Origin of the sequence: Streptomyces sp. NPDC093260, from assembly GCF_040683715.1 — a bacterium.
Classification (GTDB): Bacteria; Actinomycetota; Actinomycetes; order Streptomycetales; family Streptomycetaceae; genus Streptomyces; species Streptomyces sennicomposti.
The window spans coordinates 161,701-174,061 of the sequence record NZ_JBFBEK010000005.1; the positions used below are offsets into that span (position 1 = coordinate 161,701).

The 12,361-nt window shown below is 73.7% G+C and carries 11 protein-coding genes; 6 read left to right on the forward strand and 5 right to left on the reverse strand.

Annotated features, from left to right (window positions below):
• Positions 1–3 precede the first annotated feature (3 nt).
• From AB0N63_RS08690 to AB0N63_RS08705, 4 genes are all read right to left on the reverse strand, one after another.
• Positions 4–1,722 (reverse strand): ABC transporter substrate-binding protein, encoded by a 1,719-nt coding sequence (locus AB0N63_RS08690; protein ID WP_365526013.1) that lies wholly within the window; start codon positions 1,720–1,722, stop codon positions 4–6.
• 198 nt (positions 1,723–1,920) lie between these two features.
• Positions 1,921–2,013, reverse strand: coding sequence for an Ms4533A family Cys-rich leader peptide (locus AB0N63_RS08695; RefSeq protein WP_019980341.1), 93 nt, complete (start codon positions 2,011–2,013; stop codon positions 1,921–1,923).
• A 57-nt stretch (positions 2,014–2,070) separates the two neighbouring features.
• Positions 2,071–3,843: a DUF3152 domain-containing protein gene (locus AB0N63_RS08700; protein ID WP_365526017.1), complete on the reverse strand. Its 1,773-nt coding sequence runs from the start codon at positions 3,841–3,843 to the stop codon at positions 2,071–2,073.
• Positions 3,844–3,851: 8 nt separating this feature from the next.
• Positions 3,852–4,940, reverse strand: coding sequence for an alpha/beta hydrolase (locus AB0N63_RS08705; protein ID WP_365526020.1), 1,089 nt, complete (start codon positions 4,938–4,940; stop codon positions 3,852–3,854).
• 195 nt (positions 4,941–5,135) lie between these two features.
• Between AB0N63_RS08705 and AB0N63_RS08710 the strand changes: the two genes are divergently transcribed.
• The 4 genes from AB0N63_RS08710 to AB0N63_RS08725 all read left to right on the forward strand — a co-directional run bounded on the left by AB0N63_RS08710 (position 5,136) and on the right by AB0N63_RS08725 (position 7,172).
• A complete protein-coding gene (locus AB0N63_RS08710; RefSeq protein WP_365526023.1) occupies positions 5,136–5,363 on the forward strand; it encodes a hypothetical protein in 228 nt (75 codons plus the stop codon).
• 308 nt (positions 5,364–5,671) lie between these two features.
• Complete coding sequence (locus tag AB0N63_RS08715; RefSeq protein WP_365526026.1) at positions 5,672–6,316, forward strand: TetR/AcrR family transcriptional regulator; 645 nt, start codon at positions 5,672–5,674, stop codon at positions 6,314–6,316.
• Positions 6,317–6,477: 161 nt separating this feature from the next.
• The gene (locus AB0N63_RS08720) at positions 6,478–6,705 is read left to right on the forward strand and encodes a DUF3107 domain-containing protein (RefSeq protein WP_019980336.1); all 228 of its coding nucleotides are present in this window, start codon (positions 6,478–6,480) and stop codon (positions 6,703–6,705) included.
• 197 nt (positions 6,706–6,902) lie between these two features.
• Complete coding sequence (locus AB0N63_RS08725) at positions 6,903–7,172, forward strand: hypothetical protein (protein WP_365526423.1); 270 nt, start codon at positions 6,903–6,905, stop codon at positions 7,170–7,172.
• A gap of 84 nt (positions 7,173–7,256) precedes the next feature.
• Here the strand turns inward: AB0N63_RS08725 and AB0N63_RS08730 are convergent, their stop codons facing one another.
• A complete protein-coding gene (locus AB0N63_RS08730; protein WP_365526029.1) occupies positions 7,257–8,012 on the reverse strand; it encodes a ferritin-like domain-containing protein in 756 nt (251 codons plus the stop codon).
• Between the two features lie 486 nt (positions 8,013–8,498).
• Here AB0N63_RS08730 and AB0N63_RS08735 point away from each other — a divergent pair, with 486 nt between their 5' ends.
• Positions 8,499–11,141 (forward strand): DEAD/DEAH box helicase, encoded by a 2,643-nt coding sequence (locus AB0N63_RS08735; protein ID WP_365526032.1) that lies wholly within the window; start codon positions 8,499–8,501, stop codon positions 11,139–11,141.
• Between the two features lie 313 nt (positions 11,142–11,454).
• On the forward strand, positions 11,455–12,321 hold the full coding sequence (locus AB0N63_RS08740; protein ID WP_365526034.1) for an alpha/beta hydrolase: 867 nt from the start codon (positions 11,455–11,457) through the stop codon (positions 12,319–12,321).
• The last annotated feature ends 40 nt before the right edge of the window (positions 12,322–12,361 follow it).

Consider the following 12,361-nt stretch of genomic DNA (forward strand, 5'->3'; position numbering starts at 1 on the left):
GCGTCACTTCACCGCGACCTGGGAGATGTCCAGCACGCCGGTCCAGTCGCTGATCACGATGTTCTTGACGTCCTTGCCGTACAGGCGCTTGTAGACGGGGTGGAACAGCGGCACGGTCAGGGCCTGCTCGCCGATCTTCTTGTCCAGTGCGCCCCACCGCCGGGCGGCGGCGTCGAGGTCGGTCAACTTGTTGATCGCGTCAATCTCGGCATTGACCGACTTGTCGTTCAGCTGGCCGGTGTTGAAGTTCGCGCCGTCCTTGACGATCTGCCGGCCGTCGAAGATCGGGGCGAGGAACGGGCCGCCGGAGGGCCAGTCGGCACCCCAGTGGGCGAGGAAGAAGCCCGGCTCGCTCTTCACGTCGTGGATCTTGCTCTTGTAGTCGTTCTCCTCCAGCCCCTGCAGCTTGACGGTGATGCCGGCCTTCTTGAGCGCGTCCTGGACGGCGGTCGCGATCTCCGGACTGGTCTCGAAGTCCTTGCTGTTGGAGTGGGTCAGGGTGACGGTGAGGCCGTTCTTGTGGCCGGCCTGCGCGAGCAGCTCCCTGGCCTTGGCCGCGTTGCCGGAGGCACCCGCCGGGAACGGGTCGTAGGGCGTGTAGCCGAAGGACTTCTGGTTCGGCAGGAAGGTGGTGGCGGGCTCGGCCAGCGCGGAGCCGCCGGCCGCGTTCACGACCGAGGAGCGGTCGACGGCGTAGGCGATCGCCTGGCGCACCCTCGGGTCGTCGAACGGCTTCACCTTCGGGTTGAACGCGATGTAGTCCGTGTAGCCGAAGTGACCGGTGCCCACGCGCGCGGCCAGCGTCTTGTCGCCGCTGACCTTGGCGAGTTCGGCCGGTCCGAGGTTGGTGTCGGTGGTGACGGCGGCGGCGTCGGCGCCCTGGGAGGCGGACAGGCGCTGGTTGATCACCGAGGAGTCCAGACCGGACCGTACGTCGATGCGGTCCGGGTAGGCCTTGCGTTCGGCGTCCGTGGCGGCCGACCAGTGGGGGTTGCGCTCCAGGACCAGGTGCTCGCCGTCGTTCTCGTTCTTCACGACCTTGTACGGCCCGGAGGAGACCGGGTGCTCCTCGTACTTGGTGCCGGTGTCCTTGCTCCTGGGCACCGGCGTGAACTGCGTCTGGGTGGCCAGGAACGGGAACTCGCCCTCGGGCTTGTCGAGGTGGAAGACGATGGTCCGGCTGTCGGGCGTCTCGATCGCGGCGAGGCCCTTCTTGTCCTTGTACGGCCCCTGGTAGTCGGCCGCGCCGGCCAGCCAGTCCCGCAGGTAGGGCGCGCCGCCGGACAGTTCGGGGGCGAAGGAGCGCTCGATGCCGTACTTGATGTCGGCCGAGGTGATCGGCGTGCCGTCCTCGTACTTCAGCCCCTCCTTGAGGGTGTACGTCCACACGGTCGCGTCCTTGCTGGGGCGGCCGGTGTCGGTGGCGAGGTCGGGCACGACCTTCGCGCCGGCGGCGCCGTTCTCGCGGTTGCGGGTGGTGAGGGTGCGGAAGACGAGCGAGGGGACGTTGCCGCCGCCGGAGGTGTAGAGGCGGGCCGGGTCGAAGTCCTCCTGCGGCTGGGCGTTCAGGACGCTGAGGGTGCCGCCTTTGTGGGGCTGCGCGTCGCCGCCGGCGCTCTTGGCATCGTCGTCCTTGGGCCCGCACGCGGCGACGCCCGCTGCCACGACCAGGCTGACGGATGCCGCGGCCACGCGGCGGGCTATGACGGACGTTTGACGCATCGGAGTGACGACCTCTCGGAGGACATGTCCCGGATCGCGAGACAGATTGACGAGGAATGAGACGAACGTGAGCAGACGTCTGCCTCGGCGCGAGTCGTCGAGAGGCCGCGGACGGAAGGCCGCGCTCAGAACAGGAGCACGGAGGGGCCGTTCACGGTGATGGGATGAGCGATGCGACGCACGCGCCGGGGGCGGGCGTCAGCGACAGTGGATGTCGGCCACACAGAGAGCGGTCACGCCGAAGAGCGCCAGCTCGATGGCGGCGCTGTTGACGGCATGACGGGACCACATGCGCAGAAATATGTACGACCATTCGGCACATTGTCAACATGATCCACATGTTGACGGTCAACTCGCAGGATAGGGCCAGGCGTTGGGCAGACAGTGGATCCCGTCGTGGTCGAGGAACTTCGTCTGCTGCTGCATGACCGGCGCCAGGGCGCCGTCCTTCTGACAGGTGACGTGGTTGTGGCCGAGCCGGTGGCCGACCTCGTGGTTGATCAACATCTGCCGGTAGGCGTACATGGCGTCGCCGTAGGTCTGGGAGCCCTGGGCCCATCGGTAGGCGTTGATCATCACTCGTTCGGTGGCGGCGGAGTCACAGGAGACGTTGTCCTCGGTGGTGTCCAGTCCGGACTTGGCGCACCAGACGGCGGTGGTGCCCGGGCTGGCCAGGGTGATCACGAAGTCGGGCCGCCCCGAGGAGATCCGCTCGAAGGTACGGGCGCCGCCGTGGGCCCAGCTGCGGTGGTCGTTGAGGGTCTTCTGCACGGCGTCGGCGAACAGCCGCCCCTCCAGTCCGAGGCCCTGCTCGATATCGACGCGGTAGGTGTACTTGCGTCCCGTGCCCGGCGCCTTGGCGAAGCCCGGCACCGTCTCGAACTTCCCCGGGCCCTTGAGAGTGGGGCTGAGCGGGTACTTCGTGTCCATCTTCTGGGCGTACGTCAGCGTCACCGCGCGCGGGGACGCCGTCGCACCCGCCCGGCCGTCCGCCGCCGTGCTGCCGCGGACGTCGCCGGCACCGCCCGGGGCGGCCTGCGCACGGGTGCCGGTGTGGCCGTCGGCGACCTGTCCGGCGACGACGACGGCGAGCACGGTGGTGACCGCGGCGGCGGCGATGCCGGCGAACGTCCGGCCCTTGGGGACGGCCTTGCCCCGGGCGGGCGGTTCACCGTCCGGGGCGGCGCCGTCCGCGGGGCCGCCGGCGGCGAAGTCCTCCCCCTTCCGCGCGGGCGGGACGGCGGCGGTGGCGGCCTTTGCCGTGTCCGGGCGCTGCGGACCGCCGGAGGACCGCGCGGCGAAGACGTCGCCGTCCTCGTCGAAAGCGTCGAGATAGTCCTGGCGGGGACCGCCGGGAGGCGCCTGCCGCTGTCGCGGGATGGGCAGCGCGGGACCCGCGGAGGGCACCGCGCCGACGCTGTCGGTGCCGCCGCGCCGACCCCGCCGGGGGCCGTCCGCGTCCTCGCTCCGGGAGCCCAACCGTCCCCAGCCGCCCCCGGCTTCCCGCTGCTCGGGATGCCCCCCACGAGCCTGCGGGACGCCGGGGGCCGGGGTGCCGTCGGAAGGCCGGGGAACGCCGCGCGCGGGGATGCCGTCCGTAAGACGCGGGACGCCTTGCGCCGGCGTACCGCCGGGGACGCGCGGGACGCCGGGCGCGGGGGTGCCGTCGTGCAGTCGCGGGACGCCGTGGGCCGGGGTCCCGTCGGGGAGGCGCGGGCCTCCGTGGGCCGGGGTCCCGTCGGGGAGGCGCGGGCCTCCGTGGGCCGGGGTCCCGTCGGGGAGGCGCGGGCCTCCGTGGGCCGGCCTGCGGGAGGGCTCCCGCCCCGGCGGCACCGCACCCTGCGGCCCCTGGCCGCCCGGCATCGCGCCCGGCCCGGCGACCGCACCCGGTCGGCCCGGCAGCCCCTCCTGGCCGTCGTCGCGCGTCTCAGCGCCGCCCCGGCCCTCCTGGCGGCTCCACCGGCCTCGCCGCTCCTGACCGTCCCGGCCGTCGCGACTCTCGTGGCCGTCCTGACCGTCCGGGCCGCCGAGCCCGCCCTGGCCGTTGCGGCCGTCCCGTCCTGCAGTTGTCTCCGCGCTGTCGCCCTTGGGGGCGGGTCCGCGGCGGCTGTGGCGTCCCACCTGGCCCCTCAGCCCCCCAAGCCCGTACGCGTACCGCAGGCCCCCGCATCAGGGGCCGTCCCCTCACCGCCGTCGGCTCCCGCTCCCGGCTCCGGCTCCCCCGCCGTGCCGTGCGCCGGGCCGCGCCGCGCCGGCCGCGAGCGCTGCCCGGTTTCCGCCAGCAGCTCACGGAAGGCGGTCGCGACCGTCTCGGGGTACTCCATCATCGCCACGTGGCCCGCGTCCGGCAGGGTGAGCAGCCGGGAGTCGCGGAACGCCCGCGCCGCCCGCCGCGCCATGCGGAAGCCCACGAGCTGGTCCCGGCCGCCGTAGACCAGCAGGGTGGGGGCGAGCACCCGTTCGGCCTGACGCCACAGCCCGTGCTGGCCGCCCAGCGTGTACGCGTCCACGATCCCCCGGGCGGAGCGTGCCATCGCGTCCCAGAAGTACGGCAGCTGGAGGCGTCGTTCCATCTCACGCACCGCGGCACGGAACCCTTCGGGCGTCACCCGCGCGGGGTCGCCGTAGCACAGGGCCATGACGCCGCGGACCCGCTGCTCGGCCGTCCACTCCCTGGTGAGCCGGGTGAACAGCGCGGCCACGCCCGGCAGGGCGAGCAGCCCGGTCGGCACGGCGGAGCGCTGCACGCGCAGCTCGGGCAGCGCGGGCGAGACCAGCGTGAGCGTGCGCACCAGGTCGGGGCGGAGCGCGGCCACGCGCGTGGAGACGGCGCCGCCCAGCGAGTTGCCGAAGAGGTGGACGGGACCGCGGCCGGAGGCGTCGAGGAAGCGGATCACCGCGCGCGCGTGCGCCGTGACCGAGTAGTTGCCGTCGTCCGGCGGCGGGGAGTCGCCGAAGCCCGGCAGGTCGACGGCGTCGCCGTCGACGGCGTCGTCCAGCAGGGCCATCAGCGCCGACCAGTTCTGCGAGGAGCCGCCGAGGCCGTGGACGTAGAGCGCGGGCGGCAGGCCCTCGCGCGCGGGGGGCCGGGAGCGCACGGTGAGGGTGATGCCCGGCAGCTCGACCGAGCGCAGCCGCTCGCCCTCCTCGACCGGGACGGGCGCCACCCTGGGAAGGACGTTGGCGGGCGGCACGGGAGGCAGCTCGGTCGAAGACATGCGGCAATGTTACGAGACGATCACGTAGTGGCTCATGTGTTCGCCGTCACACATAGGTTGCATGCCGCCACGGAGGCCCCCTGTTCGGGCCGTGCACGGCATGGCATGCGGATCGGGTGTCTCCTACGCTCGTACAGAGGGCACCCGCACAGCCCCCGCTTCTTCCGGGGACGTCCACCAGAAGGGAGCCCAGCAATGGCATTCGACCCGACCGATCCCGACACGTTCGAGGACGAGACCGCCACCGAGAACGGCACCGAGATCGACGTCGAGGCCCCGGAGGACGACGCGGCCGAACAGAAGGCCGACATCGCGCCGGAAGAGGACGACCCGCTGACGGATGTGGACCCGGACCGCGGCAGCGAGGCCGATCTCATCGAGCAGGCACGGGTGGTCTCCCTCGACGAGGACGACTACCGGTGACGGCACCGGCCGCCGCGCACTGCCGACGGCGCGGGTGACCGGGGACGGCCACCGGTGACGCGGGCGCCCGCCGGTGAGCGCGACGCTCACCGGCGCCGTGCCCGCCCGCGCGGTGGGACGGCAGCGCCGGGAAGCGGCGCGGGAGGGCGTCCGGTCGCGCCCGGCCTGGAACCATGTGGTGCGTTCTGCGCCGGTATCGGAGCCGTCCGGTCCGTGAAATTTCGTGCTCGCACCGCGCACAGTACGGTTACCGAAAAGTACGATGGCGGCGCGGCGCACACCGCACAGGGACGACTTTGGGAGGCGGCGTGACAGCCATCGAGCAGACAGAGGCGGCACGCCCGCGAGGCACGCGCCTGCCGCGCCGTGCCCGACGGAACCAGCTGCTGGGCGCCGCGCAGGAAGTCTTCGTGGCGCAGGGCTACCACTCCGCTGCGATGGACGACATCGCCGAGCGCGCCGGCGTCAGCAAGCCGGTCCTCTACCAGCACTTCCCCGGCAAGCTCGACCTCTACCTCGCCCTGCTGGACCAGCACTGCGAGTCGCTGATCCAGGCCGTGCGCAGCGCGCTCGCGTCGACCACCGACAACAAGCAGCGCGTGCGGGCCACCATGGACGCCTACTTCGCGTACGTCGAGGACGACGGCGGCGCCTTCCGACTGGTGTTCGAGTCGGACCTGACGAACGAGCCCGCGGTGCGCGAGCGGGTCGACAAGGTCACCAACGAGTGCGCCGAGGCGATCTGCGAGGTCATCGCCGAGGACACCGGTCTCTCGCGCGCGGAGTCGATGCTGCTCGCCTCCGGCCTCGGCGGTCTCGCCCAGGTGGTGGCCCGCTCCTGGCTGCACAGCGACCGCAGCGTCCCGCGCGACCAGGCGGTGCAGCTGCTGACGTCGCTGGCCTGGCGCGGCATCGCCGGCTTCCCGATGCACGGCAGCGACCAGCCGCACTGAGCGTCCGCCGACGCCGCCGAGCCTGGCCGCGGGTCTCTTCCCGCCCCCTGTTCGCTCCTGGCGTGCCCCGGCGGAGCGTGTTCGTCCCCTCACCGGGCTAATGTGTGCTGGGTACGGCGCGGAAGGTCGCGCACTTCACTGACCGTCGGAGGGACATAGCCGTGGAGGTCAAGATCGGCGTGCAGCACGCGCCCCGCGAGATCGTTCTGGAGAGCGGTCAGAGCGCCGAGGAGGTCGAGCGGGCGGTGGCCGAGGCGCTGGCCGGCAAGTCGCAGCTGCTGTCCCTCGTGGACGAGCACGGCCGCAAGGTGCTGGTCCCGGCCGAGCGCCTCGCGTACGTCGAGCTGGGTGAGCCGGCGCCGCGCAAGGTGGGCTTCGGCGCGCTGTAGGCGCGAAGGCGACAGGATCATGAGGAGGGGCCCGGCGGTTGCCGCCGGGTCCCTCCTCATGTCGTTCTCCCGGGTCCGCCGCCCGGGGGCGCCCGGGCGATTCACGAACAGCCCACAGGGGAGGGTTGTGTTCCGCAGGTCAGGGGTATGACCGGGTACGACCGTCAGCACCGGCCGACCGTGTGGGAGGGAACGTGTTGTTCTTCGAGGCGCTCGGCTCCGCCGTGCTGGGTCTGCTGTTCGGGCTGGCGGCACTCCGCCGTCTGGCCCATCGGCTGCCGTCCCGGCCGCTGGTGCTGTCGACCGGCGTCGCGGGCGCCCTCTTCGGCGACTTCGTCACCCACAGCGCGCTCGGCTCCGCGTCCGTCCTGCCGAGCCTGCTGGGCGCGGTGGTCGTCTCGGCCGCCTCGCTCTCGCTGCTGCTGCGCCCCGCGGGAAGGCTGCGCCGACGATCGGCGACGGCCTGATCCGCCGCCGACGTCGGCGCACTCCCTGACCCGTTCCCGGAGGGCACCCGATCGCCGCCCTCCGGCCGGGAACCGGACCGGACCTCAGGCGGCCAGACCCAGGGCGGACATGCGCTTGGTGTGCGCCTCGGTGATCCGGGAGAACATCCGGCCCACCTCGGCGAGGTCGAAGCCGTCGGCGACGCCGCCGACCAGCATCGTGGACAGCGCGTCCCGGTCGGCCACCACCCGCTGGGACTGCGACAGCGCCTCGCCCATCAGCCGGCGTGCCCACAGCGCGAGCCGGCCGCCCACGCGCGGGTCCGCGTCGATCGCCGCGCGCACCTTCTCCACCGCGAACCCGGCGTGCCCCGTGTCGTCCAGGACGGCCAGCACCAGCTCACGGGTGTCGGAGTCGAGGCGGACGGCGACCTCCCGGTAGAAGTCGCTGGCGATCGAGTCGCCGACGTACGCCTTGACGAGCCCCTCCAGCCAGTCCGAGGGCGCCGTCTGCTTGTGGAAGCCGTCGAGCGCGGCCACGAACGGGTCCATCGCCTCGGTCGGCTCCGCGCCGATCTCCGTGAGCCGGTCGCGCAGCCGCTCGAAGTGGTGGAACTCCGCCGACGCCATCTTCGCCAGCTCGGCCTTGTCCGCGAGGGTGGGCGCCAGCTTGGCGTCCTCCGCGAGCCGTTCGAACGCCGCGAGCTCGCCGTAGGCGAGGGCGCCGAGCAGGTCCACGACCGCGGCGCGGTACTGCGGGTCGGCGGCGGCCGTCGCCCAGTCCTGGGCGGCGATCTGGGTGCGCGCGGCGGAAGGGTCAAAGACGTGGTCGGGCTTGTCGGAGCTCGTCATGAAGCGCACAATAGCCCGCTCGCCGCGCCTCGGAAGGACCTGGTCAGGGAGTGTGACGACGACTACGTGACCAATTCGGCCATCGCGTGTGCGGCATTCCGGGGTATGGTGGTAATGCGCCCGCCGAGTACGCCGATGCGTTCGGACGTATGCCGGCAGGGCGCACGCATGAGGATGCCCGGTCGGTGGCCCGATCGGCTCCGACCCGACAGCCCTCCCTGACCGTACGGCACTGTGCGTACGACGATCGGAGGGACACCCTCAGCGGTACGAGCGCTAGAGCGTCGGCTGTGGTCCTGTGCCATCGAGTCGCCCCCGAAGGCGGCCGACGTCCCCGGCACGGTCAGACGACACGACCCCCGCGCTCGCCTCGCGCCGCACACACACAGAAGAGGCAGCACCCTGACTACCACGTTCCGAGAACTCGGCATCCTTCCCGAGACCGCCGAGGCACTGGAAGCCGTCGGCATCACCACCCCCTTCCCCATCCAGGAGATGACGCTGCCCGTGGCCCTCACGGGCACGGACGTCATCGGCCAGGCCAAGACCGGCACCGGAAAGACGCTCGGCTTCGGCCTCCCGCTCCTGGAGCGCGTGACCGTCCCCGCCGACGTCGAGGCCGGCCGCGCCAAGCCCGAGGCCCTCACCGACGCCCCGCAGGCGCTGGTCGTCGTCCCGACGCGCGAGCTGTGCACGCAGGTCACCAACGACCTGCTGACCGCCGGCAAGGTGCGCAACGTCCGGGTCGTCGCGATCTACGGCGGCCGGGCCTACGAGCCCCAGGTCGAAGCCCTGAAGAACGGCGTCGACGTCGTCGTCGGCACCCCCGGCCGGCTGCTCGACCTGGCCGGCCAGAAGAAGCTCGACCTCAAGCACGTCAAGGCGCTCGTCCTGGACGAGGCCGACGAGATGCTCGACCTGGGCTTCCTGCCGGACGTCGAGAAGATCATCGACATGCTGCCGGCCAAGCGGCAGACCATGCTGTTCTCGGCGACCATGCCGGGCGCGGTGATCGGTCTGGCCCGCCGCTACATGTCGCAGCCCACGCACATCCGCGCCACCGCGCCGGACGACGAGGGCGCCACGGTCGCCAACACCACGCAGTTCATCTACCGCGCGCACAACATGGACAAGCCCGAGATGGTCGCGCGCATCCTCCAGGCCGAGGGCCGCGGGCTGGCGATGATCTTCTGCCGCACCAAGCGCACGGCGGCCGATCTCGCCGACCAGCTCAAGCAGCGCGGGTTCGCCTCCGGGGCCGTCCACGGCGACCTCGGCCAGGGCGCCCGCGAGCAGGCGCTGCGCGCCTTCCGCAACGGCAAGGTGGACGTGCTCGTCTGCACCGACGTCGCCGCCCGCGGCATCGACGTCGAGGGCGTCACGCACGTCATCAACTACCAGTCGCCGGAAGAGGAGAAGACGTACCTGCACCGCATCGGCCGCACCGGCCGCGCGGGTGCCAAGGGTACGGCGATCACCCTCGTCGACTGGGACGACATCCCGCGCTGGCAGCTGATCAACAAGGCGCTGGACCTGGGCTTCAGCGACCCGCCGGAGACGTACTCCACCTCCCCGCACCTCTTCTCCGACCTGGGCATCCCGGAGGGCACCAAGGGCATCCTGCCCCGGTCCGAGCGCACCCGCGCCGGGCTGGACGCGGAGGTGCTGGAGGACCTCGGCGAGACCGGCGGACGCGGTGCGCGCGGCGACCGTGACCGCGGTGGCCGGGACCGCGGTGGCCGGGACCGTGGCGGCCGTGATCGCGGCGGCCGGGACGAGGCACGCTCCGGTGACCGCGAGGGCGAGCGTCCGGCGCGTACGCCGCGTCGTCGCCGCCGTACGCGGGGCGGTGCGCCCCTGGACGCGGCGGCGCCCTCGGCCCCGGCGGCCACACCGGCCGAGCCCGCGGTGACCGACGAGGCCACCGCCGCCCGCACCCCGCGCCGTCGCCGGCGCACCCGCAGCAGCGCCCCGGTGCAGCAGGTGGCCGCCGCAGCGACGACGAGCGAGCCGGTCGCCGAACCGGCGGCGCCGGCTGTCGCGACCGTGGCGGCCGTCGCGCCGGTGGAGTCCGCGGTCGCCGCGGCCCCGGCCGTCGAGGAGCCCGAGGCGGCCCCGGCCAGGCCGCGCCGCACCCGGACCCGTAGGTCCGCGCAGGACACGGCGGCGACGCCGGTCGAGGCTCCGGCCACGACCGAGCCGGTCACCGCCGCCCCCGAGACGGAGGAGGCCGCACCGGCCCCGCGGCGCACCCGCAAGAAGGCGGCCCCGGCCGCCGAGGCGGCGGTGGACACGGTCGAGGCCACCGAGGCCAAGCCGCGCCGCGCCCGGAAGGCGGCTACGGCCCCCGAGGCGGCGGACGCCGCCGAGGGCACCGCCGTCGAGGCGGAGGCCAAGCCGCGCCGCCGCACCCGCAAGGCCGCCGAAGCCGTGGAGACGGCGGAGGCCGCCCCGGCGGAGACCGCCGAGGCCGCGCCGAAGCGGACCCGCACCCGCAAGGTGACGGCCGCCGTGGCGAGCCCTGAGGCGGCGGAGGTGGCCGAGGCCGCACCGAAGCGCACCCGCAAGAAGGCGGCCCCGGCCGCCGAAGCGGTGGCCGACACGGTCGAGGCCACCGAGGCCAAGCCGCGCCGCACCCGCAAGACCGCCGCCGCAGCGGAGACGACGCAGGACGCCGAGGCCAAGCCGAAGCGCACCCGCAAGACCGCCGCCACCACCGACGAGGTCGCGGAGCCCGCTCCCAAGCGGACCCGCACCCGCAAGGCCACGGCCGCCGAGGCGACCGCCGAGGCCGGCGAAGCCGCCGAGGCCGCACCGAAGCGCACCCGCAAGAAGGCGGCCCCGGCCGCCGAAGCGGTGGCCGACACGGTCGAGGCCACCGAGGCCAAGCCGCGCCGCACCCGCAAGACCGCCGCCGCAGCGGAGACGACGCAGGACGCCGAGGCCAAGCCGAAGCGCACCCGCAAGACCGCCGCCACCACCGTCACGGCGGAGATCCCGGCGCAGGCCACCGGCGAGGCGGAGGCCAAGCCGCGCCGCCGCACCCGCAAGGCCGCCGAGACCGTCGAGACCGCGGAGGCGACCGAGGCGAAGCCCGCCACGCGCCGCACCCGCAAGACGGCCACCGCGGAGGCCTGACCCGGCAGCCCGCGCCAGCGGCACCCGCACCACCCGACGGCCCGGCCCCACACCACAGGGGACCGGGCCGTCGGCATGCCCGGCCAGCACGCCCACCACTCGCAAGACGGCCACCGCAGCAGCCCGACCCGCCGGCCCGCGCCAACAGCACCCGCGCCACCCGCCCGGCCCGACCCACGACCCCACGCATCCCGTGGGACCGGGCCGTCGGCATGCCCGGCCACCACCGGCCCGGCTCGGGGCCACGGTGGCGGCCGGTGCGGCGGTTCAAGGGCCGCTCCGGCTCTGCCGCCGTGCCCGGTAGCCTCGGCGCATGAGCAGGCCTCCGTCCTTTGTTCCGCCCGCGGGTGCGCGGTCGTATCGGCTGCGTACCGTGCGGGGGGAGTTCGCCGTCGTCGACGCGCCCGTGTCCGACGGGGTCGAGCCGAAAGGCGTCGCGCTGCTGCTGCCCGGGTTCACCGGCAGCAAGGAGGACTTCAACCCGTTGCACGAACTGCTGGCGGCGCGCGGCTACCGGACCGTCGCCGTGGACGGGCGTGGTCAGTTCGAGTCGGCCGGGCCGGCGGACGACACCTCGGCCTATGCGCAGGAGGAACTCGCGCGGGACGTCCTCGCCCAGGCCGAGGCGCTCGGCGGCCCGCTGCACCTGGTCGGGCATTCGCTCGGCGGGCAGATCGCGCGGGCGGCGGTGTTGGTGGACCACGGCCCGTTCCGCTCGCTCACCCTCATGTCCTCCGGGCCGGCCCGGGTCTCCGAGCCGCAGCGGCAGCGCGTGAAGCTGCTGCGGGACGCGCTCGGGGCGCTGACGATGGCCGAGGTGTGGGAGGCCATCCAGGCCATGGAGCCGCCCGAGGAGACCGACACCGGCCTGGACGCCGGGCTCTCCGGCCGGGCGGACCTGCGCCGCCGCTGGCTCGCCAACAGCCCCGCCCAACTCCTGGCCACAGGCAGCCAGTTGTGCACCGAGCCGGACCGGGTCGCCGAACTCGCGGCGACCGGGCTGCCGTTCCATGTGCTGTCGGGCGCGCGCGACGACACCTGGCCGGTGCCGCTCCTGGACGACATGGCCGTACGGCTCGGCGCGCGGCGCACGGTGATCGAGGGCGCCGAGCACTCCCCCAACTGCGACCGCCCGCTGCCCACCGCCGAGGCCCTGGCCGACTTCTGGGACGGGTGCTGAGCCCCGCCGTCCACTAGCGCGGGCAGCACGCCTGTGGCGC